Annotated in this window: 20 protein-coding genes; 17 read left to right on the top strand and 3 right to left on the bottom strand. The window is 65.9% G+C overall.

Annotated features, from left to right (window positions below; genetic code table 11):
• Positions 1 to 426 (top strand): DUF2269 domain-containing protein, encoded by a 426-nt coding sequence (locus tag ACIP21_RS12545; protein ID WP_400687778.1) that lies wholly within the window; start codon positions 1 to 3, stop codon positions 424 to 426.
• Between the two features lie 67 nt (positions 427 to 493).
• On the opposite strand, the gene ACIP21_RS12540 is transcribed toward ACIP21_RS12545, so the two are convergent.
• Positions 494 to 1150 (bottom strand): HAD family hydrolase, encoded by a 657-nt coding sequence (locus ACIP21_RS12540; RefSeq protein WP_400687776.1) that lies wholly within the window; start codon positions 1148 to 1150, stop codon positions 494 to 496.
• 141 nt (positions 1151 to 1291) lie between these two features.
• Here ACIP21_RS12540 and ACIP21_RS12535 point away from each other — a divergent pair, with 141 nt between their 5' ends.
• Together ACIP21_RS12535 and ptsP are read left to right on the top strand one after the other, a co-directional pair.
• Complete coding sequence (locus ACIP21_RS12535; RefSeq protein ID WP_003249017.1) at positions 1292 to 1771, top strand: RNA pyrophosphohydrolase; 480 nt, start codon at positions 1292 to 1294, stop codon at positions 1769 to 1771.
• Positions 1772 to 1793: 22 nt separating this feature from the next.
• Positions 1794 to 4073, top strand: a complete 2280-nt coding sequence (ptsP, locus tag ACIP21_RS12530; RefSeq protein ID WP_400687774.1) for a phosphoenolpyruvate--protein phosphotransferase — start codon at positions 1794 to 1796, stop codon at positions 4071 to 4073.
• Between the two features lie 107 nt (positions 4074 to 4180).
• Here the strand turns inward: ptsP and ACIP21_RS12525 are convergent, their stop codons facing one another.
• Entirely contained in the window at positions 4181 to 4927 is a 747-nt protein-coding gene (locus ACIP21_RS12525; protein ID WP_400687772.1) for an NRDE family protein, read from the bottom strand.
• A gap of 129 nt (positions 4928 to 5056) precedes the next feature.
• Between ACIP21_RS12525 and ACIP21_RS12520 the strand changes: the two genes are divergently transcribed.
• The 8 genes from ACIP21_RS12520 (at position 5057) to ACIP21_RS12485 (ending at position 13979) form a co-directional block, all read left to right on the top strand.
• Positions 5057 to 5839: a sulfite exporter TauE/SafE family protein gene (locus ACIP21_RS12520; RefSeq protein WP_400687769.1), complete on the top strand. Its 783-nt coding sequence runs from the start codon at positions 5057 to 5059 to the stop codon at positions 5837 to 5839.
• Positions 5840 to 5855: 16 nt separating this feature from the next.
• Positions 5856 to 6662 carry a prolipoprotein diacylglyceryl transferase gene (gene lgt, locus ACIP21_RS12515; protein WP_400687767.1) on the top strand — a complete coding sequence of 269 codons (807 nt, stop codon included), beginning with the start codon at positions 5856 to 5858 and terminating at the stop codon, positions 6660 to 6662.
• Between the two features lie 51 nt (positions 6663 to 6713).
• Positions 6714 to 7685 (top strand): thymidylate synthase, encoded by a 972-nt coding sequence (locus ACIP21_RS12510; RefSeq protein WP_400687765.1) that lies wholly within the window; start codon positions 6714 to 6716, stop codon positions 7683 to 7685.
• A 264-nt stretch (positions 7686 to 7949) separates the two neighbouring features.
• Complete coding sequence (locus tag ACIP21_RS12505; protein ID WP_400687763.1) at positions 7950 to 8108, top strand: hypothetical protein; 159 nt, start codon at positions 7950 to 7952, stop codon at positions 8106 to 8108.
• A 169-nt stretch (positions 8109 to 8277) separates the two neighbouring features.
• The gene (locus tag ACIP21_RS12500) at positions 8278 to 9447 is read left to right on the top strand and encodes an HlyD family secretion protein (protein WP_400687761.1); all 1170 of its coding nucleotides are present in this window, start codon (positions 8278 to 8280) and stop codon (positions 9445 to 9447) included.
• Complete coding sequence (locus tag ACIP21_RS12495) at positions 9444 to 11600, top strand: peptidase domain-containing ABC transporter (protein ID WP_400687759.1); 2157 nt, start codon at positions 9444 to 9446, stop codon at positions 11598 to 11600. The genes ACIP21_RS12500 and ACIP21_RS12495 overlap by 4 nt, the downstream gene beginning before the upstream one ends.
• Complete coding sequence (locus ACIP21_RS12490) at positions 11593 to 12588, top strand: hypothetical protein (RefSeq protein WP_400687757.1); 996 nt, start codon at positions 11593 to 11595, stop codon at positions 12586 to 12588. The genes ACIP21_RS12495 and ACIP21_RS12490 overlap by 8 nt, the downstream gene beginning before the upstream one ends.
• Entirely contained in the window at positions 12585 to 13979 is a 1395-nt protein-coding gene (locus ACIP21_RS12485; RefSeq protein ID WP_400687755.1) for an efflux transporter outer membrane subunit, read from the top strand. The genes ACIP21_RS12490 and ACIP21_RS12485 overlap by 4 nt, the downstream gene beginning before the upstream one ends.
• A 6-nt stretch (positions 13980 to 13985) precedes the next feature.
• On the opposite strand, the gene cadR is transcribed toward ACIP21_RS12485, so the two are convergent.
• Entirely contained in the window at positions 13986 to 14429 is a 444-nt protein-coding gene (gene cadR / locus ACIP21_RS12480) for a cadmium resistance transcriptional regulator CadR (RefSeq protein ID WP_400687753.1), read from the bottom strand.
• A gap of 83 nt (positions 14430 to 14512) precedes the next feature.
• Between cadR and ACIP21_RS12475 the strand changes: the two genes are divergently transcribed.
• From ACIP21_RS12475 to ACIP21_RS12450, 6 genes are all read left to right on the top strand, one after another.
• Positions 14513 to 16753, top strand: a complete 2241-nt coding sequence (locus ACIP21_RS12475; RefSeq protein ID WP_400687751.1) for a heavy metal translocating P-type ATPase — start codon at positions 14513 to 14515, stop codon at positions 16751 to 16753.
• Positions 16754 to 16762: 9 nt separating this feature from the next.
• Positions 16763 to 17632: a LysR substrate-binding domain-containing protein gene (locus tag ACIP21_RS12470; protein ID WP_400687749.1), complete on the top strand. Its 870-nt coding sequence runs from the start codon at positions 16763 to 16765 to the stop codon at positions 17630 to 17632.
• 198 nt (positions 17633 to 17830) lie between these two features.
• On the top strand, positions 17831 to 18889 hold the full coding sequence (locus ACIP21_RS12465) for a putative 2-aminoethylphosphonate ABC transporter ATP-binding protein (RefSeq protein ID WP_400687747.1): 1059 nt from the start codon (positions 17831 to 17833) through the stop codon (positions 18887 to 18889).
• 1 nt (position 18890) lies between these two features.
• Positions 18891 to 20615, top strand: coding sequence for a putative 2-aminoethylphosphonate ABC transporter permease subunit (locus ACIP21_RS12460; RefSeq protein ID WP_400687745.1), 1725 nt, complete (start codon positions 18891 to 18893; stop codon positions 20613 to 20615).
• Between the two features lie 30 nt (positions 20616 to 20645).
• Positions 20646 to 21668, top strand: a complete 1023-nt coding sequence (locus tag ACIP21_RS12455; RefSeq protein WP_400687743.1) for a putative 2-aminoethylphosphonate ABC transporter substrate-binding protein — start codon at positions 20646 to 20648, stop codon at positions 21666 to 21668.
• Between the two features lie 144 nt (positions 21669 to 21812).
• Positions 21813 to 22361 (top strand): phosphonate degradation HD-domain oxygenase, encoded by a 549-nt coding sequence (locus ACIP21_RS12450; RefSeq protein WP_400687741.1) that lies wholly within the window; start codon positions 21813 to 21815, stop codon positions 22359 to 22361.
• The last annotated feature ends 70 nt before the right edge of the window (positions 22362 to 22431 follow it).

Here is a 22431-nt window from a genome sequence, read left to right as displayed (position 1 = left end):
ATGGAACACCTGACCACCCTCAAGGCCCTGCATATCATCGCCACGGCGCTGCTCCTGCTGGGCGCGCTGGGCCTGGCGATCTGGACCGTGCGTGCCCGCCGCCGGGGCGATAGCGAAGCTTGCGCCAAGCTGCTGCGTCGGCCGCTGGTGTTCGTCTGGCTGGTAATGGGAGTGTGCCTGGTGAGCATGCCGTTCAGCGGCTGGTGGCTGGTGCATCTTGTTGGCTGGCCGCTGGGGCAGACCTGGGTGCTGGCGTCGAGCGTCATCTATACGCTTGGCGCGTTTGCCGGGTGGTGGCTGCTGGTGCGGCTGAACCGGCTGCGCAAGGCCGAGGTGGTGGGATTGCGCTTTACCCTGGCATTGGCGGTGTTCAGCGGGGTGTGCTTCTTGTCCATTGCCGGGCTGATGGGCGCCAAGCCGGTCTGACAGGGTCGGTGTACGCAGGCCTCTGTGGGAGCGGGTTTACCCGCGAAGAGGCCGCGACAGGAAAACCTCAATCCCTCAGCGAAATCACCGTCCACCCGCGCTTTTCGGCCTCGGCCCGCAGATTGGCATCGGGATCCACCGCCACCGCATGCGCCACCCGCTCCAGCAGCGGCAGGTCATTCATCGAATCGCTGTAGAAATAGCTGTCTTCCAGATCGAACCCGTTCTCCAGCATCCACCGTTCCAGCCGCGTCACCTTGCCTTCACGGAAACAGGGTATATCGGTACTACGCCCGGTATAGCGGCCTTCGCGCGTCTCGCATTCGGTCGCCAGCAGCACGCGCACCCCCAGGCGCCGGGCGATCGGCGCGGTGACGAAGCGGTTGGTGGCGGTGATGATCAGCAACTGGTCGCCGGCATCGCGGTGCTGCTGCAGCAAGGCCAGGGCCTTGGGCAGGATGATCGGCTCGATGCAGTCGCGCATGAAGTCGCGGTGCCATTGGTCGAGCTGGGCAGGTTCCGTGGCGGCGAGGATCTCCATGGAGAAGGCCAGGTAGGCCTGCAGGTCCAGGGTGCCGCTCAGGTAATCCTGGTAGAACGCATCGTTGCGCTGCTTGTACGCGACCGGGTCGAGAATGCCCCGCTCGCACAGGTAGTCACCCCAGGCGTGGTCGCTGTCACCACCGAGGAGGGTATTGTCCAGGTCGAATAAAGCCAGGCGCATCGCGGTCACTCGCATCAGCCACAAGGGGAGCCCGCAGAATACGGAGTTTTCACCTCGCTGCACATAAGCTTGGCGGGCGCGTTGCTGCGCTCGCAAGCTTTGTGGAACAATGCGGTGACATGCGTTTGCGAGGTTGCTGCCGTGATCGACCCGGATGGTTTTCGCCCCAATGTCGGCATCATTCTCACGAATGATGCCGGGCAGGTGCTATGGGCTCGACGGATCAACCAGGATGCCTGGCAATTCCCGCAGGGTGGTATCAACCCTGACGAGACGCCGGAAGACGCCCTGTACCGCGAGCTGAACGAAGAAGTTGGCCTTGAACGCGACGATGTGGAAATTCTTGCCTGCACCCGCGGCTGGTTGCGTTATCGTTTACCCCAGCGGCTGGTCCGCACCCACAGCCAGCCGCTGTGCATCGGCCAGAAGCAAAAGTGGTTTTTACTGCGCCTGGTGAGCAATGAGCAGCGGGTGCGCATGGACCTGACCGGCAAGCCCGAATTCGACGGCTGGCGCTGGGTCAGCTATTGGTATCCGCTGGGCCAGGTGGTGACGTTCAAGCGTGAAGTCTACCGCCGCGCCCTGAAAGAGCTTGCACCGCGTCTGCTGACGCGCGACTGACCACGGAGTTCGACCCCGAGCCATGCTCAATACGCTGCGCAAGATCGTCCAGGAAGTGAACTCCGCCAAAGATCTCAAGACGGCGTTGGGGATCATTGTCTTGCGCGTCAAGGAGGCCATGGGCAGCCAGGTCTGCTCGGTGTACCTGCTCGACCCGGAAACCAACCGCTTCGTGCTGATGGCCAGCGAAGGCCTGAACAAGCGTTCCATCGGCAAGGTCAGCATGGCCCCCAACGAAGGCCTGGTCGGCCTGGTCGGTACCCGGGAAGAGCCGCTGAACCTGGAAAACGCCGCCGACCACCCGCGTTACCGCTACTTCGCCGAAACCGGCGAAGAAAAATTCGCCTCCTTCCTCGGTGCCCCGATCATCCACCACCGCCGCGTGGTCGGCGTGCTGGTCATCCAGCAGAAGGAGCGCCGCCAGTTCGACGAGGGCGAGGAAGCCTTCCTGGTCACCATGAGCGCCCAGCTCGCCGGGGTTATCGCCCACGCCGAGGCCACCGGTTCGATCCGTGGCCTGGGCCGCCAGGGCAAGGGCATCCAGGAGGCACGCTTCGTCGGCGTGCCGGGCTCACCGGGTGCCGCCGTCGGGCGCGCCGTGGTCATGCTGCCGCCGGCCGACCTCGAAGTGGTGCCGGACAAGCTCGTCGAGGACATCGACGCCGAACTGAAACTGTTCAACAACGCCCTCGAAGGCGTGCGCGCAGACATGCGCAAGCTGTCGGCCAAGCTGGCCACCCAGCTGCGCCCGGAAGAACGCGCACTGTTCGATGTGTACCTGATGATGCTCGAGGACGCGGCCCTCGGTGGCGAGGTGAACGAGGTCATCAAGACCGGCCAGTGGGCCCAGGGCGCGCTGCGCCAGGTGGTCGGCGAGCACGTCAACCGCTTCGAGCTGATGGACGACGACTACCTGCGCGAGCGCGCCTCGGACGTGAAAGACCTCGGCCGCCGCTTGCTGGCCTACCTCCAGGAAGCCCGCTCGCAGTCGCTGGTGTATGCCGACAACACCATCCTGGTCAGTGAAGAACTGACCCCGGCGATGCTTGGCGAGGTGCCGGAAGGCAAGCTGGTGGGCCTGGTTTCGGTACTCGGCTCGGGTAACTCCCACGTCGCCATCCTGGCCCGGGCCATGGGCATTCCGACGGTGATGGGCCTGGTCGACCTGCCGTATTCAAAGGTCGATGGCATCGAAATGATCGTCGACGGCTACAAGGGCGAGGTGTTCACCAACCCCAGCGAGGTGCTGCGCAAGCAGTACAGCGACGTGGTCGAGGAAGAGCGCCAGCTGGCCCAGGGCCTGGACGCCCTGCGCGAACTGCCGTGCATCACCCCCGACGGCCACCGCATGCCGCTGTGGGTCAACACCGGTCTGCTCGCCGACGTCGCCCGTGCCCAGCAGCGCGGCGCCGAAGGGGTGGGCCTGTACCGCACCGAAGTGCCGTTCATGATCCAGCAGCGCTTCCCCAGCGAGAAGGAACAGCTGGCGATCTACCGCGAACAGCTGGCCTCGTTCCACCCGCTGCCGGTGACCATGCGCACCCTGGACATCGGCGGTGACAAGGCCCTGTCGTACTTCCCGATCAAGGAAGAAAACCCGTTTCTCGGCTGGCGCGGCATTCGCGTCACCCTCGACCACCCGGAAATCTTCCTGGTGCAGACCCGCGCCATGCTCAAGGCCAGCGAGGGCCTGAACAACCTGCGCATCCTGCTGCCGATGATTTCCGGCATCCACGAACTGGAAGAAGCGCTGCACCTGATCCACCGCGCCTGGGGCGAGGTGCGCGACGAAGGCACCGACGTGCCGATGCCGCCGGTGGGCGTGATGGTGGAGATCCCTGCGGCGGTGTACCAGACCAAGGAGCTGGCGCGGCAGGTGGACTTCCTCTCGGTCGGCTCCAACGACCTGACCCAGTACCTGCTGGCGGTGGACCGCAACAACCCGCGGGTCGCCGACCTTTACGACTACCTGCATCCGGCGGTGCTGCAGGCGCTCAACACCGTGGTGCGCGATGCCCATGGCGAGGGTAAGCCGGTGAGCATCTGCGGCGAGATGGCGGGTGACCCGGCGGCGGCGATCCTGCTGATGGCCATGGGCTTCGACAGCCTGTCGATGAACGCCACCAACCTGCCGAAGGTGAAGTGGATGCTGCGTCAGGTGAACATGAGCAAGGCCAGGGAACTGCTGGCCGATGCCTTGAGCCATGACAACCCGCAACTTATCCACAGCTCGCTGCAACTGGCGCTGAAGAACCTCGGGCTGGCGCGGATGATCGGGCCTGGGGCCAACAAGACCCTCTGAATTGAGGTTGCCTGTTCCGGCCTCTTCGCGGGTGAACCCGCTCTTACAGGGATCGTTATGCCCCTGTGGGAGCGGGTTTACCCGCGAAGAGGCCGCTGGATGCAGCATCATATGTCCAGGCTGACTTCCCCCAGATGCCCACCAAAAGGCCCGAAACTCCGCTCAACCAGCCGTCTTCTCCCCTGATCGTCAACAATCAGCACGGTACTGGCCCGGGTACCATAGTTCTGGCTGGCAATGAACACACTCGACAGCAGCCTCTCGGTCGCCACCCCCACGCCGGTTTCCGGCAGGTCGGCGTCAGCCGCCGGCTCGTTGTCCGCCAGCAATTCCAGCAACCGCTGTGGCTCCGCTGATTCCAGCAAGCCTTCCAGCCCACTGCGCGCCTTCACCAGCTTCGGCCACGGCGTATCCAGCCCGGCATTGGAAAGCCCGTAGACCCCGGCCTCCAGCAAGCGTGGCGCGACCTCCCGGGCATGCAGGTAACCCAGCTGGCGGCCATCACCCACCAGCAGGTTGAACCCGGAATACTGCCCGCTGCGGCTGGCCACCTGGTCGAGGTAGGCCTCGACTCCCAGCTCGCCCTGCAGATACGCCGCCACCAGCTCACCCCGCGAGCGCGGCCCCGGCACCTGCCCCGGGTCGCGAATGTTGGTCAGCGCGGCGAACCGCCCCCGGGGCCCCACGCCGAGCCAGGTGCCGCCGGCTTCCAGGTCACGCCCGGCATGTACCCCGGGCGCATCTTCCCAGCTCGCCAGGGCCTGGGTCGGCCGGGCATAGAACTCGTCACGGTTGGCCGCGACGATCAGCGGCAGGGCATGCCCCGGCCGCCAGGCGAAAACGATCAGGCACATAGGTCTGGCCTCTGTGTTTTTTGCCACTGTACCCACAGCGGCGGGGTCGATCCATCCTGTCACGAAGTTCACTAGAGCCCCGAGCCCGGCTTCCGTTACCATGCCGGATTGTTTTCTCGGGGAAGACGAATGGAATTCGTGCTCTATCTGCTGTTGGGCGCCTGTGCCGGTGTGCTGGCCGGGCTGTTCGGCGTGGGCGGCGGCATCATCATCGTGCCGGTGCTGGTGTTCAGCTTCACCCTGCAAGGCTTCGATGCCTCGGTGCTGACCCACCTGGCGGTGGGCACGTCGCTGGCGACCATCGTCTTCACCTCGATCAACGCCGTGCTCGAGCACCACCGCAAGGGCGCGGTGCAATGGCCGATCTTCGCCTGGATGACCCTGGGCATCCTCCTCGGCGCCGGTGTCGGCGCCAAGACCGCCTCGCTGATCCAGGGCCCGCAGTTGCAGAAGATCATCGGCGTGTTCGCCCTGGTCATCGCCGCGCAGATGGCCCTGGACCTCAAGCCCAGGGCCAGCCACGGTACTCCCGGCAAGCTGGCGCTGATCGGTGCTGGCGGGGTGATCGGCTGGGCTTCGGCGATCTTCGGCATCGGCGGTGGTTCGCTGACCGTGCCGTTCCTGACCTGGCGCAGCCTGCCGATGCAAAAGGCGGTCGCCACGTCCTCGGCCTGCGGCCTGCCGATCGCCCTGGCCAGCGCCCTGAGCTTCATGCTGCTGGGCTGGCACGAGGAGCACCTGCCGCCCCACAGCCTGGGTTACGTGTACCTGCCGGCGCTGGTCGGCATCGCCGTGACCAGCATGTTTTTCGCACGCTTCGGCGCGCGCCTGGCGCACAAGCTGTCGCCACGCCTGTTGAAACGCCTGTTCGCAGCCCTGCTGTTCTGCGTCGGCCTCAGCTTTCTGATTTGAATCGAGAGGAAGTTCCATGCTGCCTTACCCGCAGATAGACCCCGTGGCCGTGGCCATCGGGCCACTGAAAATCCACTGGTACGGCCTGATGTACCTGGTCGGCATCGGTGGCGCCTGGCTGCTGGCCTCGCGCCGCCTCAACCGTTTCGACCCTGCCTGGTCACGCGAAAAGCTCTCCGACCTGGTGTTCTGGCTGTCGATGGGGGTGATCGTCGGTGGGCGCCTGGGCTACGTGCTGTTCTATGACCTGCACGCCTACCTGGCCAATCCGGCGCTGATCTTCGAGGTGTGGAAGGGCGGCATGTCGTTCCATGGCGGCTTCATCGGCGTGATGCTGGCGGCGCTGTGGTTCGGCAAGCGCAACAACAAGACCTTCTTCGAACTGATGGACTTCGTTGCGCCGCTGGTGCCGATCGGCCTGGGTGCCGGGCGCATCGGCAACTTCATCAACGCCGAGCTGTGGGGCAAGCCCACCGACGTGCCATGGGCGATGATCTTCCCGCCGTTCAGCGACCCGGCCCAGTTGCCGCGCCACCCGTCGCAGCTGTACCAGTTCGCCCTGGAAGGCGTGGCACTGTTCCTCATCCTCTGGCTGTTCTCGCGCAAGCCGCGGCCGACCATGGCGGTATCTGGCATGTTCACCCTGTTCTACGGGATCTTCCGCTTCATCGTCGAATTCGTCCGCGTGCCGGATGCCCAGCTGGGCTACATCGCCTGGGGCTGGCTGACCATGGGTCAGATTCTCTGCGTCCCGATGATCCTGGCTGGCCTTGGCCTGATCTGGTTGGCTTATAATCGCAAACCGACGGCGAAACCCGCCTGATTTTTCCCACGGCAGGGGTGATCCCCCTGCCGTTTTCGTTACAGGTAAGCCATGAAACAGTATCTGGACCTGGTCCGCGACGTCATCGAGAACGGCACTCTGCAGGAAAACCGCACCGGCATCCGCACCATCAGCCTGCCGGGCGCCATGCTGCGTTTCGACCTGCAGAAAGGCTTCCCGGCCATCACCACGCGCAAGCTGGCGTTCAAGTCGGCGATCGGCGAGATGGTCGGCTTCCTGCGCGGGGTGAAGAACGCCGCTGAATTCCGCGAACTGGGCTGCAAGGTCTGGGACCAGAACGCCAATGAAAACGCTCAGTGGCTGGCCAATCCGTTCCGCCAGGGCCATGACGACCTCGGTGAAATCTACGGTGTGCAGTGGCGCCAGTGGCCCGGTTACAAGCGCATCCCGCTGGCCAACCCGGCGGCCATCGAGATGGCCGAAAAAGCCGGCTTCCGCCGTATCGCCCAGGACGAGGAGGATGGCGTCGCCTTCGTTGTCCTGTACAAGGCCATCGATCAGGTGCGCCAGTGCCTGGACACCATCGCCAACGACCCGGGCAGCCGGCGCATCCTGTTCCACGGCTGGAACTGCGCCCAGCTCGACGAGATGGCCCTGCCGCCGTGCCACCTGCTGTACCAGTTCCACCCGAATGTCGAGACCCGGGAGATCTCCCTGACCCTCTACATCCGCTCCAACGACCTGGGCCTGGGCACGCCGTTCAACCTCACCGAAGGTGCGGCGCTGCTGTCGCTGTTCGGCCGCCTTACCGGCTACACCCCACGCTGGTTCACCTACTTCATTGGCGATGCCCATGTGTACGAGAACCACCTGGACATGCTCAACGAGCAGCTCAAGCGCGAGCCGCTGGAAGCGCCGAAGCTGGTGATCAGTGATCGGGTGCCGGAGTTTGCCAAGACCGGCAAGTACGAGCCGGAATGGCTGGAGAAGATCGAGCCGAGCGATTTCAGTCTGGATGGTTACGAGCACCATGCGCCGATGACCGCGCCGATGGCGGTCTGACCGCCAGGCTACAGGCTGGCGCGCACCTCCCGGAAGCGCGCCAGTTGCTGGTCCACTCAGCGCCAACCTGCATTACCTCAGTTTTTTCCTACCTTGCTTAGTCGCTTGCTCCCACAGCCTTGTTTGGAGCCATCCGACTATTTCCGCCTGCCCGCTCCCGAGACAATACCCAGGTCGCCACGCCAAGCGGCGACGACGGTGGTTGTCATGTATCGCAACCGCTCGATATCTCCCTCACTTCGAAAAATAAAACGAGGTATTGCCATGTACGCACAAGCACCACTGGACGCCCCCTGCGCCCCGCTCGAAATGACCCTGGAGGAAACCCTCGAAGTACGCGGTGCCGGTACCTGGGCTGACGTCGGCCAGGCAATCGGCCAGGTGATCGACACTGCCATCGCGGTCATCGAAACCACCAGCTGAGGCCGGGGTGCCGCCAGGGCACCTTGACGTCAAACGAAGGGAGTGGCGCGCCGCTCCCTTCTTCCAACTGCCTTGAGGTGCGATTGCCATGTTGGAGCTGGGAAGGGTAGCCCCGCGTGCGCCAGTCCGAGGCTTCGTTTTCGGTTGGCTGCTTTGCCTGTTTTTCTTCATGCTCGCCACCCTGTTGCTGGTGGGCGAGTATGCGCGCAAGGAAGAGGTCCAGGGCCGTGTCCTGACCCGCGATGTGGTACGCATTGCCAGCGAAGGCAACGTGCATGTCCAGGAAGTGCTGGTCGCGCCTGGGCAGGCGGTACGCAAGGACCAGCCGCTGTTGCGGATTCGCCCGCAGGCTCCCGAGAACCTCAATGACGCCAGTGGCCAGACCACCACGGAGCAGAGTGCCGAGCGCCTGGACAGCCTGTTGGCCGACACCCGCAGCGATGAACTGCGTGCCCGTGAAGCCTACGAGGCGCAGCGCCAGTCCCTGGCCCTGCAGATCGAACAGTTGCGCGCCGACCTGGCGCTCAATGACCAGATCGAGCGGTCGATCCGTCGTCGCGTCGGTATCGCCGAAGGCCTGCAGCGGCGTCACGAGCGCCTGGCGCGGGAAGGTGCGGTCTCCGAAGTGGCGCTGAGCGAAGCCATCGTGCGCCACGAAACGGCCCGGCAGAACCTGGCCAACAACCAGCAGGCCAACGTGGCGGCGCGCCAGCGTCTGCTGGAGCTGCAACAGCGCAGCCGTGACGCCGGCCACCAGCTGGACCTGCGCATCAGTGAAATCGCTCGCCAGCGCCATGACCTGCTGGAGCGCCGCGAAACCCTGCGCAAGCACCAGCAATACGTATTGCTGTCACCCATCGACGGCATCGTCGACGGCGTCTCGGTGTTTGCCGGTGGCCGTGCCCAGGCCGGTCAGCCGATGATGTTGCTGCGCATCGACCAGCCCGAGCGGCAGGCGCCCACGGTGATGCTCGATATCAGCCCCGCGAGCATCGGCTTCGCAGGCCCGGGCACACCGGTGGTGGTACGCATCGACGCATTCCCCTACCAGCGCTACGGCGTGATCAAGGGCCGCATCGTGCACAGCACCGCCAGCACCTACCGCGACCCGCAGCTCGGTGCCGCGGCGGGCGCGCAGGATCAGGCCATGTACCTGGTGGAAGTGGCCCTGGACTTCAGCGACCCGCGCACGCGCATCCGTGAGGCCTGGCTCAAGGACGGCATGACCCTGCGGGGGTCGCTGCGCCTGGAGTCCCTGAGCCTGGTCGAGTGGCTGTTCCTGCCGCTGCTCAAGGGCAGCCAGCGCAACCCCGATTTTCTCCGCGGGCTGGCGACGTGAGCCTGTTCGCGGATGTTCTTGGCCAGGCGCGGCTGGGGCTTGCCCGGCGGGTGCCGGTGATCTTGCAGGACGAGATGGCCGAGTGCGGGCTGGCGGCCATCGCCATGATCGCCAGCTACCATGGCCAGGCCACCAGCTTGCGGCAGATGCGCCAGCGCTGCACGGTGGCCCGGGACGGCATGTCGCTGTTCCAGATCATCAAGGTGTGCGAAGCCGTGGGGTTCGCCTGCCGGCCGCTGCGGGTGATGCTCGATGGCCTGCGCCAGGTGCGTGCGCCGTCGATCCTGTTCTGGAACAAGATGCACTTCGTGGTGCTCGAGGCTGTGGATGGCCGCGGCCTGCATATCGTCGACCCGGCCCTGGGGCGGCGCTTCTACACCTGGGAGCAGGCGCTGCCGCTGTTCAGCGGCGTGGCGCTGGAGCTGGTGCCGGGCCTGCAGTTCACCTTGCGCCGCGCCACCCCGGGGGGCCAGGCGCTGAGCTTTGCCAGCGTGCTGGCCGGCAACCCCTGGCTGTTGCGCTATCTGCTACCCATGGGCCTGTTGCTCATCGTCACCTACCTGGGCGCCATCGCTGCACCGAAGCTCTTTTCGCTGACCATCGACGAAGTCGTGGCGAAGAACGACACGGATTTTCTCTTCCTCATCCTGTATGTCTTCGGCGCCGTGTTCCTGCTCAAGTCCGCCGCTGCCTGGGCCCGCACCTGGCTCGACACGCAGTTGCGCATCGCCCTCAGCCAGGACCTGGGCATCGGCCTGGTGGCGTGGCTGTTGCGCCTGCCGGTGGGCTACTTCGAGCGGCGTGCGGCGGGCGATATCCTGCGCCGCACCCAGGCCAGCGACCGCGCATACCTGCAGTTCACCGCCGGCTGGATGGACCTGGCCATCGACAGCGTGTTCGGCGCGGCATTCCTCGCGCTGATGGCGCTGATCAACCTGCAACTGGCGCTGCTGTCGCTGGGGTTGTGCCTGCTGTTCCTGCTGTTTCGGCTGTTGACCCTGCCGATGATGGAGCGCACCCACAAGGCTGCCATCGAGGCCGAGACTGCCCGCAACGTGACCTTGCTCGGCACCCTGGCGGCCGTGGAGTCGATGAAGCTCTACCGCTACGAGGGCGCCAGGCTGGCGAGCTGGAGCAACCAGCATGTCGAGACCGAAGCCGCCCGGGCTCGTGTACAGCGCCTGCAAGCCATGAACGGCGTGGTGCATGAAGGCCTTTCCCACGGTCATTCGCTGCTGGTGAGTGCGTTGGGCGCATTGGCGGTGCTGCAAGGCGATAACAGTGTGGGCGACCTGTTCGCCTTCGTGCTCTACAAGGACCTTTTCATGAGCTGCACGCTCAAGGTGTTAGACCGCTACGCCAACCTGCGCCTGTTGCAGGTGGAGCTGGGCCGGGCGGAGGACATCATCGACGCGCAGCCCGAGACGTTGGACGACAACCCCTACCAGGCGCGGGCGGATGAGCCGGTGCCGGTCCTGCAGAGCCTGCAGGTGTGCGGCGGGGTATACCGCTACAGCAGTTTCGAGCGGCCGGTGTTCGCCGATGTCGAGCTGCAACTGCAGGCCGGCAGCAAGGTCGCCATCTTCGGGCCGTCGGGCTGCGGCAAAAGCACCTTGCTCAAGGTGCTGGCCGGTTTTTACCGGCTTGATGGCGGGCAGTTGCGGGTCAATGGCATCGACCTGCAACGGTTCGGCTTGCAGCGTTTTCGTCAGCAACTGGCCTACGTCACGGCCCATGACGAAATCATCAGCGGCAGTGTCATGGACAACATCACCCTCGACGGCGACCGCTGCGACGGCGCCTGGCTGCAGTCCTGCGTGCAGCAGGCCGGGCTGCTGGAGGCGGTTCAGGCCCTGGCCAATGGCTTCAACACCAGCCTGGGGCCGGCCGGCGTGCAACTGTCCACCGGGCAGAAGCAACGGCTGCTGATCGCGCGCGCGCTGTACCGGCGCCCGCAGTTGCTGCTGCTGGACGAGCCCACCTCGCACCTGGACGCCGAGGCCCGCGACCGGATCATTGCCACCCTTGGGCAGTTGTCGATGCTGTGCGTGGTGGTGACCCATGATCCGCAAGTCGCCAAGGCCTGCGATCGGGTATTGCGCATGCACGCTGGGCGATTGCAGCCGATGCTCGCGGGCGCGCTGGATGACTGAGCCTCAGCGTGTGAGTGTGCGGGTGCGCTACTGGCTGCTGCGCAAGCACGTCAGGGCTCGCTTGGCCTGGCTGTTGGCAGGGGGGTTGGCCTGGGGTGCGCCTGTGCTGCCATTGGCCGGGTTGTTTCGCCTGCTGCCGGCGTTGCTGGAGCATTTGCCGACGGCCTGGCGGGGTGTGGATTACAGCCTGTGTCGGCAGAACCTCGAGGCGTTGGGCCACCCGCCAACGCAGGCCACGGCCTTGGCCTGCCGCCATGCCGTGCTGCAATGGCAGCGGGCGGTGCACGAGCGGGTCTACCCGCGTCATCAGCCAGAAGCGCTCAGGGCCTGGGTGAGGCGTATCCCGGAGGTCGACCCGCAGGGCTGTGGCGCGGCCAGCCGGCCTGCGTTGTATCTGCTGACGCACACGGGCGAATACTGGATGGCGGTGGTCAGTGTCATGGCCCGCGAGCGCCTGCCGACGCGCTTCCTGATTCCGGTGTGGAATTTTTCCGACCCGTTCACCCGGGCTTCACTGCTCCAGCTCGAAGGGCTGGGGCACGATGTCGAAGTGCTGGACGCCGCCCATCCCGCAACGGCGCTGGCCATGGCCCGTGCGCTGAAGCGCGGTGAACGGGTCATCGTGTTCTGCGACCTGCCGGTCAGCGTCGGCGCCTTGCACTTCGGCGAACCCTTGCCAGGCAGGTTGTTCCGGCGACCTGCGCAGTTCGTCAAAGGGCCGCTGTTCCTTGCCGCCAAGCTACGCTGCGATGCCTTGCTGCTCGGCCATCGGGCCGTGCTCGGCGCCGAGGGTGAAGTGCATGTGCTTGCGCGTATCCCCGCCGCGCCCCTGGAGATCATGCAAATGGCCTGGATGACCGCGCTCGAGCGCTTCCTGGCGGCAGCACCGGAGCAGTGGCTGTACCTGCCACGATTGGAGGCGTTCTACCATCGCCAGCGCTCGACGGCGGAGCAGCGCCGCGCGGCTGGCGGCCGAGGCAGGCCATGAGCTGGCAAGGGCTGTGGGGGCTGCTGGCGAGCCTGGCGCTGGCGGGCTGCAGCTTCGTTCCCAGCTATGTCCGCCCGCCGTCCCCGGTTGCCGCCCAGTGGCATGATGCGCCTGCAGAGCCTGCCACCGCGCCGTTGCCCGGTTGGCAGCAGATGTTCAACGACCCGCAACTGCGCGAGCTGATTGCCCTGGCGCTGGAGCACAACCGTGGCCTGCGTATCGCCGTGCAGCGTATCGACGAGGCGCGGGCGTTGCTTGGTGTCGCCACTGCCAACCTGGGGCCGACCCTGGGGCTGCAGGGCGCGACCCAGCGCAGGCAGCTATCAGCATTGGATTCACCTTCCGGTGAGCGGAAAATCGTCGAGCAGGGGCGGTTCACCCTGGGGGTGGGCATCACCGCCTACGAACTGGACATCTGGGGCCGTGTTCGCGCCCTGCGCGCGAGCGCTGGCGAGCAACTGCTGGCGACCGAGGAAGAGGCCCGGGCAGTGCAGATCAGCCTGGTGGCGGAGGTGGCCGCAGCCTATTACGAAGCGCTGGCCTACCTGAGCCTGAAAGAGCGCCATGGCCAGCTGCTGGCGGCCGGCGAGCGCTCGCTCGGGTTGATCGAGCGGCGTCGCGGCCAGGGCCTGGCCAGCGAACTGGAAGTGCGCCAGGCCCAGGCGCTGGTGCTGGGGCTGGTGGGCGAGCAGGCCAGTGCCGAGCGCAGCCAGGTGCAGGCGCTCAACCGCCTGGAGCTGTTGAGCGGTAGGGGTCTGGCGGCTTCGCGCTTGCAGCCTGCGGCACTGGAAGGCGATCAGCTATTGGCGCCGGTCACCGCCGGGCTGCCTTCAGACCTGCTGACACAACGCCCGGACATCCGCGCAGCCGAGGCCCGCCTCAAGGCCTACAACGCCAATATCGGCGCCGCCCGGGCGGCCTACCTGCCGCGTATTTCCCTGAGCGGGCTGCTGGGCTTCAGCAGCCCCGAGCTCAACCAGCTGTTTCGCGGCGGCGCGAAAGCCTGGTCGTTCGTGCCTGACGTGACCTTGCCGTTGTTCGACTTCGGGCGCCGGCAATCGCAACTGGCCTTGGCCAGTGCCCAACGTGACATTGCGGTGTCCGAATATGAACGGGTGATTCAGCAGGCCTTTCGCGAAGTGGCCGATGCACTGGGTTCGGCCGAACCCTTGCACCGCGAACTGGAGGCCCAGCGCTTGCTGGTGGCAAACGAACGGCGCCGGGTGGAGCTGGCGACATTGCTGTATGAGGACGGGCTCAACAGCTATCTGGAAGTGCTGGATGCGCAACGCAGCTTGAGTGCCGCGCAGCAGGGGTTCATCCGGGCGCGGCTGGCCGGGCTGGGCAACCAGTTGTCGCTGTACAAGGCGTTAGGGGGCGGCTGGGGCTGACCGTACTCAGTGGCCGTGGCTGCGCCCCACATGGGAGTGCTCGGTTTCTGGCACGGATACCGCCCCGTTCACCTCCAGTTGCTGCAAGATCGCGCATTCTGCCCCCTGCGCATTGCAGCGTTGGCGCAGCTCCACCAGTTGCGCCTGCAAGGCCACCAGGCCGTCGATCCGCGCCTGCACATGCTCGATGTGCTCGTCGATCAGCGCATTGACGCTGCCGCATGAGCCGTCGGGGCTGTCGCGCAGGCGCAGCAGGCTGCGGATCTCGTCGAGGGTCATGTCCAGGGTCCGGCAGTTGCGGATGAAGGTCAGGCGCTCGACATGGGCCTGGGTGTATTGCCGGTAGTTGCCTTCGGTGCGGGCCGGTTCCGGCAGCAATCGTTCACGCTCGTAGTAACGAATGGTTTCCACGGGGCAGTCGGTGGCTTTGGCCAGTTCTCCGATCTTCATGGCGAAATCTCCAGCAAGTGGCTTGACCCTATAGTGGCTACAGGGTGTTCACTTGGCAACAGGCTCACTTTAAGGACAACCCCATGAATTCGCCTGTCAGCCACGAACACAAGCATCCCCACGGCGATGAAGGCCACGGCCATGCGCCCCATGCCCACAGTTGCTGCGGCTCGAAAGCCGCGCCGGCCATGGTGCAACTCAGTGAGACGGCCAGCGCCCAGGCACAGCTCAGCCGCTTTCGTATCGACGCCATGGACTGCCCCACCGAGCAGACGCTGATCCAGGACAAGCTGGGCAAGCTGGCGGGTATCGAGCAGCTGGAGTTCAACCTGATCAACCGCATCCTTGGCGTGCGCCATACCCTGGCTGGCACTGCACAAATCGAGCAGGCCATCGACAGCCTGGGCATGAAGGCCGAGCCGCTGGTGGCTGAGGACGATGGCACAGCCAGCCCCCCACCATCGCCCAGGACCCGCTGGTGGCCGCTGGCCTTGTCGGGTATTGCCGCGATCGGCGCCGAAATCGCGCACTTCAGCGGGCTGGCCCCCGAGTGGCTGGTCGCTGCGCTGGCGCTGGCGGCGATCCTCGGCTGTGGCCTGGGCACCTACAAGAAGGGCTGGATCGCCCTGAAGAACCGCAACCTCAACATCAATGCCCTGATGAGCATCGCCGTGACCGGCGCAGTGCTGATCGGCCAATGGCCGGAGGCGGCCATGGTGATGGTGCTGTTCACCCTGGCCGAGGTGATCGAAGCCCGTTCGCTGGACCGGGCACGCAATGCCATTGGCGGGCTGATGCAGCTGGCCCCGGACGTGGCCACGGTGCAGCAGGCCGACGGCCAATGGCGCGAGGTCGAGGTGCGCGAGGTGACCATTGGCGCCCTGGTGCGGGTACGGCCCGGTGAGCGTATCGGCCTGGACGGCGAGGTGGTCAGTGGGCAATCCAGCGTCGATCAGGCGCCGATCACCGGCGAAAGTCTGCCCGTGGAGAAGGCCAAGGGCGACAAGCTGTTCGCCGGCACCATCAACCAGGCCGGTGCCCTGGAGTACCGGGTGACCGCTGGCGCCGGGCAATCGACCCTGGCGCGGATCATCAAGGCCGTCGAAGAAGCCCAGGGCGCGCGGGCACCGACCCAGCGCTTCGTCGACCAGTTCTCGCGCATCTACACCCCGCTGGTGTTCGCCCTGGCCCTGGCGGTGGCGCTGATCCCGCCGCTGTTCATGGGCGCCGCCTGGTTCGACTGGGTCTATCGCGCGCTGGTGCTGCTGGTGGTCGCCTGCCCCTGCGCCCTGGTGATCTCGACCCCGGTGACCATCGTCAGCGGCCTGGCCGCGGCGGCGCGCAAGGGCATCCTGATCAAGGGCGGGGTGTACCTCGAAGGTGGCCGCAAGCTCGATTTCCTGGCCTTGGACAAGACCGGCACCCTGACCCACGGCAAGCCGGTGCAGACCGACGCCACGGTGCTCGAACCGCTGTTCGAAGGCCGCGCCCAGGTCCTGGCCGCGAGCCTGGCCGCCCGTTCCGATCACCCGGTGTCCGGCGCCATCGCCCAGTTCGCCAAGGCGCAGGGCTTGCCGCTGAGCGAGGTCAGCGAGTTCGCCGCCCTGGCCGGCCGTGGCGTGCGCGGTGACGTCGACGGCGAAACCTACCACCTGGGCAATCATCGCCTGGTCGAGGAGCTCGGCCTGTGCTCGCCGGCACTGGAAGCGCAGCTGGACGTGCTGGAGCGCCAGGGCAAGAGCGTGGTCCTGCTGCTCGACCGCTCCGGCCCGCTGGCGCTGTTCGCCGTGGCCGACACGGTCAAGGACAGTAGCCGCCAGGCCATCGCCGAACTGCATGCACTGGGTATCAAGACCGTCATGCTCACCGGCGACAATCCGCACACCGCCCAGGCCATCGCCGCCCAAGTGGGCATCGACCGCGCCGAAGGCAACCTGCTGCCGGCCGACAAGCTGCAGAGCATCGAGCAGCTGTATGCCCAGGGGCATCGCGTCGGCATGGTGGGCGACGGCATCAATGACGCGCCGGCCCTGGCCCGGGCCGAGATCGGCTTCGCCATGGCCGCGGCCGGCACCGACACCGCGATCGAGACCGCCGACGTGGCGCTGATGGACGACGACTTGCGCAAAATCCCGGCGTTCGTCAGGCTGTCGCGGCAAAGTGCGGCCATCCTGGTGCAGAACATCGTTCTGGCCCTGGGCATCAAGGCCGTGTTCCTGGCGATCACCTTTGCCGGCATGGCCACCTTGTGGATGGCGGTGTTCGCCGACATGGGCGTGAGCTTGCTGGTGGTGTTCAACGGCCTGCGCCTGCTGCGCAAATGAGGTTTTTCAATGCTGAGTGCCGAGCTCAAAGCCTTCTACATGGTGGCCCGCCTGGGCAGCATCACCCTGGCGGCGAAGAAGCTCGGCCTCAGCCAGCCGACGGTGACCACGCAGATTCGTAACCTGGAAAGCCAGTACGCGGTGGAGCTGTTCTACCGCGGCGGCCGGCGCCTGGTGCTGAGCGAAGAGGGCGTGCGCCTGCTGCCGAGGGTCAAGGCGCTGCTGCAGCAGGAAGCCGACATCGAGTTCGAGCTGCGCAACAGCGGCCAGGCCCAGGGCAGACTGCGCATTGCCGCCACTGCGCCGTACTACATCCTCGACCTGGTGAAGATCTTCCGCGAGCGCCTGCCGCAGGTCGAGGTGGCGGTGGAGATCGGCAACTCTCAGCAAGTGCTGGAGATGCTCGAGGACTACCGGGTGGATATCGCCGCCTCGTCGCAGTTGGTGGAGGATGCGCGGCTGGTGCGACGGGTGCTGGGCACCGACCCGCTGGTGGTGGCGGTGCACCGCAACCATCCGTTGGCCCATCGCCAGGCGGTATCGATCGATGTCGTGGCGGGCCATTGCCTGCTGATGCGCGAACAGGGCTCGACCACGCGCAAGCTGACCGAGCAGATGCTGCTGGATGCCGGGGTGAAGGCCGGGGCGTTGCTGGAAATCGGCAGCCGTGAGTCGATCCGCGAGGCGGTGCTGCGCAACATCGGCATCAGCGTGATTGCCCGGCACGAGGTGCCGCACAACTCCGAGTTGCGGGTGCTGGCGCTGGAGCAGGCGCCGGTGATGCATGAGTACCTGTATTGCCTGAAGGACCGGCGCCAGGCCCGGTTGCCGGCGGCATTCCTCGGGGTGGCGCAGGAAGTGCTGGGTTCGCACCTCTAGATCGGTACTGGATTCTTCGCGGGTAAACCCGCTCCCACAGGCTGTGGGCATCCTGTGGGAGCGGGTTTACCCGCGAAGAGGCCCTTAAGGCCACTACAAAATCTGCCTATACCACTATCACCGGCTTTTGCCCAAACGCCACAGAACCTTCGCACTGCCTTCCTAGCATGGCCCTCACTTGTTCGATGAGGCCTTGCCATGAACCACGCCACCCCGGGCGCACCGATGAAAGTGCGCGGTATCCACAAGCGTTTCGGTGCCTTCACGGCGCTCAACGACGTGTCCCTGGACATCGCCGCCGGCGAGCTGGTGTGCCTGCTGGGCCCATCCGGCTGCGGCAAGACCACCCTGCTGCGCTGCATCGCCGGCCTCGAGCGCCAGGACCGCGGCGCGCTGTACATCGGCGAGCGCGACATTTCCGAACTGCCACCCCAGGCCCGTGACTACGGCATCCTGTTCCAGTCCTACGCGCTGTTCCCCAACCTCACCGTCGAGGCCAACATCGCCTACGGCCTGACCGGCAGCAGCCGCGACGAGAGCCGCCAGCGTGTGGCCGAGATGCTCGACCTGGTGGGCCTGGCGGGCAGCGAGAAGAAGTACCCCGGGCAGCTGTCCGGCGGCCAGCAACAGCGTGTGGCCCTGGCCCGCGCGTTGGCACCGTCGCCCTCGCTGCTGCTGCTCGACGAACCGATGTCGGCGCTCGATGCCCGGGTCCGCGAGCACCTGTGCACCGAGCTGCGCCAACTGCAGCGCCAGCTTGGCATCACCACGCTGATGGTCACCCACAACCAGGACGAAGCCATGCTCATGGCCGACCGCATCGCGGTGATGAACAACGGCCAGGTCGAGCAGTACGCCACCCCGCAGGAAATCTACGACCAGCCGGCCACGCCATTCGTCGCCGAATTCGTCGGCCAGGGCAACTGGCTGCCGTTCCAGCGCAGCAGCGCCAGCCATGCCCAGGTCGGTGGCATGAACATGCGCCTGGCGGCCAACGCCGGTGCCGCCAGCAGCGGCCGGCTGTTCTGCCGCCCGGAGGCGATCACCGTCAACCCGGTGGTGCATGAGGAGAACCTGTTCCCGGCCAAGGTCCGTGAGATCACCTTTCTTGGCAACCGCTGCCGCATGAGCTTCGAACTCGAGGCCCTGCCGGGCCACGCGCTGCTCGCCGAACTGGCGCCAGAGGCCATGCCGCGCCTGGGTTCGCAGGATATCTGGGTGGCCCTGCCACCGCAGAGCCTGCAGGTGTTTGCCTGAGATGGCCGCGCCCATGTCCCTGCCGCTTGCCCAGGCCAAGGAAGCGCGACGCAGCGACGTCGCCCTGGGGGATCGCCTGTTCGTCGTCGGTGGCAAGAGCTTGCTGCTGGTCCTTCTGCTGCTGGCGGTGGTGATGCCGCTGCTGGCCATTTTCTGGAAAGGCTTCAGCAGTGAAGCCGGCCAGGGGGGCGGCCTGCAGGCTGCCCGTGAGCTGTTCGCCAGTGCCAACTTCCGCTGGTTGCTGGGCAACAGCCTGGCCGTGGCGTTCAGCGTGGCGGCGATCGTGGTGCCGCTGGCCTACCTGTTCGCCTACGCCCTGCAACGCACGCTGATTCCGGCCAAGGGCCTGTGGCGCGGCATCTCGCTGTTGCCGCTGCTGGCGCCGTCGATGCTGCCGGCCATCGCCCTGGTGTACCTGTTCGGCAACCAGGGCCTGCTGCGCAGCCTGCTCAGCGACAATATCTATGGTTTCTGGGGCATCGTCCTCGGCGAGGCCATCTACACCTTTCCCCATGCGCTGATGATCCTGCTCTCGGCCCTGTCGCTGGCCGATGCACGGCTGTTCGATGCGGCGTCGAGCATGGGCGCAGGCCCTTGGCGAGCCTTCCTCAGCATCACCTGGCCGGCCACGCGCCAGGCGGTGTTCGCCGCGTTCTGCCTGGTGTTCACCCTGACCATCACCGACTTCGGCGTACCGGTGGTGGTGGGCGGCGATTACCAGGTGCTGGCGCTGGAGGCCTACAAGGCGGTGGTCGGCCAGCAGCAGTTCGGCCGTGGCGCACTGATCGGCATGGTGCTGCTGGTGCCGGCGCTGCTCAGCTTCGGCGTCGATGCCTGGCTGCGCCGCCGCCAGGGCGAGGCCATGAGCGGCCGTGCCCAGGTGTTCGAGGCCAAGCCGTCGCGCGGCCGTGATGCCTGCTTCCTGGCCATCGTGCTGCTGGTGTGCGCGGCCCTGCTGGTGGTGATCGGCATGGCGGTGTACTCGTCGCTGGTGACCTTCTGGCCGTACAACCTGACCCTGTCGTTCAAGCACTACATGTTCGACGACACCGCCGGTGGCGGCTGGCTGGCCTACCGCAACAGCGTGACCATGGCCCTGTGCACCGCGCTGATCGGCAGCATCGTGATCTTCACCGGCGCCTACCTGATGGAGAAGACCCAAAGCCAGCGCCTGCTCAACCAGGCCCTGCGCCTGCTCAGCTTCATTCCCATGGCCGTGCCGGGGTTGGTGCTGGGCCTGGGCTACGTGTTCTTCTTCAACCTGGGTGGCAACCCGCTGCATGTGTTCTACGGCAGCATGGCGCTGCTGGTGCTGTGCACCATTGCCCACTACCTGACCACCGCGCAGATGACCGCGGCTACTGCGCTGCGCCAGCTCGACGGTGAGTTCGAGGCTGCCGCGCTGTCGCTCAAGGCCCCGCTGTACAAGCACTTCATGCGGGTCACCGTGCCGATCTGCCTGCCGGCGCTGCTGGACATCATCCGCTACCTGTTCGTCTCGGCGATGACCACCGTGTCGGCGGCGATCTTCCTCTATAGCCCCGACACCATCCTGGCCGCCGTCGCCGTGTTGAACATGGACGACGCCGGCAACGTTGGTGGCGCCGCTGCGATGTCGACCCTGATCCTGCTCACCAGCGCCGCCGCATCCCTGCTGCTGGCCGCAGCTTCCCGCGGCCTGCTGCGCCGTTCCCAGGCCTGGCGCCAGCGCGCTCCAAGCCATTGACCGACTGCCCATACCCATAGGAAACGCATCATGTTCAAGCCCTTCGCACTTGCCGTTGCCGTATCCGCCGTCTTCAGCCTGCAGGCGAGCGCTGCTACCCAGCTGACCGTGTACACGGCCCTGGAAGCCGAGCAGCTGAAAAGCTACAAGCAGGCATTCGAGAAGGCCAACCCGGACATCGAGATCAAGTGGGTACGTGATTCCACCGGCATCATCACCGCCAAGCTGCTGGCCGAGAAGGACCGCCCGCAAGCCGACGCGGTGTGGGGCCTGGCTGCTTCCAGCCTGGCCATCCTCGACCAGAACGGCATGCTCGAAGCCTATGCACCAAAGGACCTGGGCAAGATTTCCGCCAACTACCGCGACGCCGCCAACCCGCCGGCCTGGGTCGGCATGGACGTGTGGGCTGCGACCATCTGCTTCAACAGCATCGAGGCCGAGAAGCAAGGCCTGACCAAGCCAGTCAGCTGGCAGGACCTGACCAAGCCGGAATACAAGGGCAAGATCGTCATGCCCAACCCGGCGTCTTCCGGCACTGGCTTCCTCGACGTCAGCGCCTGGCTGCAGACCTTCGGCGAGCCGCAGGGCTGGGCCTACATGGACGCCCTGCACCAGAACATCGGCCAGTACGTGCACTCCGGTTCCAAGCCGTGCAAGCTGGCGGCGGCGGGCGAGTTCCCGATCGGCATCTCGTTCGAATACCCGGCCGTGCAGCTCAAGCGCCAAGGTGCGCCGCTGGACATCGTGCTGCCCAAGGAGGGCCTGGGCTGGGAAATCGAGGCGACCGCGGTGATCAAGGGCTCGCCGAAAGCCGATGCGGCCAAGCGCCTGGCCGACTTCTCGGCAAGCCCGGCGGCCATGGAGTTGTACAAGGAAAACTTCGCCGTGCTGGCCGCCCCAGGCATCGCCAAGCCGCAGACCGAACTGCCGGCCGACTATGAGCAGCGCCTGATCAAGAACGACTTTGCCTGGGCTTCGAAGCACCGCGACGAGATCCTGAGCGAATGGCGCAAGCGCTATGACGGCAAGTCGGAGAAGGTTGCCCAGCAGTAATTCTTCACTTGGCAGGACCGGCCTCTTCGCGGGCAAGCCCGCTCCCACAGGTACAGCACAAGCCCCAATGCCTGTGCTATCCCTGTGGGAGCGGGCTCGCCCGCGAAGAGGCCAGACCTGCCATCACGCCAGGACAATTTTCCGATGCCCACGCCCACCCAGATCATCGACAGCACCTTCGCCCTCTACGAGCAGCACGGCAGCGACGACTACATCGGCGAAGCCATCACCCAGCTCGAGCACATGTCCCAGGCTGCACAGTTGGCCATGGCCGAGGGTTACGACGACGAAGTGGTGCTGGCCGCGTTCTTCCACGACATCGGCCACCTGTGCGGCGGCGACGCCAGCATGGGTGGCTATGGCGTTGCCAGCCACGAGCGCATCGGCGCCGAGTACCTGCGCCGTTGTGGCTTTGGCGAGCGCATGGCGCGGCTGGTGCAGTACCACGTGGAGGCCAAGCGCTACCTGACCTTGCGCCAGGTGGGGTATTACGAGCGGTTGAGCGAGGCGAGCCGGCGGACCTTGGGCTATCAGGGGGGCGTGATGAGTGAGGCCGAGGCCGACGCGTTCGAGGGCGATCCGCTGTTCGCGGTGAGCTTGCGGATGCGCCAGTGGGATGAGATGGCCAAGGAGGTCGGGGTGCCGGTGGTTGACCTGGTGGTGCTGAAGGAAAAGGCACTGGCCTTGCTCTGAGGGTGCCTGTGCCGGCCTCTTCGCGGGTAAACCCGCTCCCACAGGATTACCTTTTCCTCAGGGCTTGTGT

The sequence above is a fragment of the Pseudomonas sp. NPDC089401 genome, from assembly GCF_044749485.1.
In the GTDB taxonomy this organism is placed as follows: Bacteria; Pseudomonadota; Gammaproteobacteria; order Pseudomonadales; family Pseudomonadaceae; genus Aquipseudomonas.
This window is presented reverse-complemented; position numbering and strand designations above follow the sequence as displayed.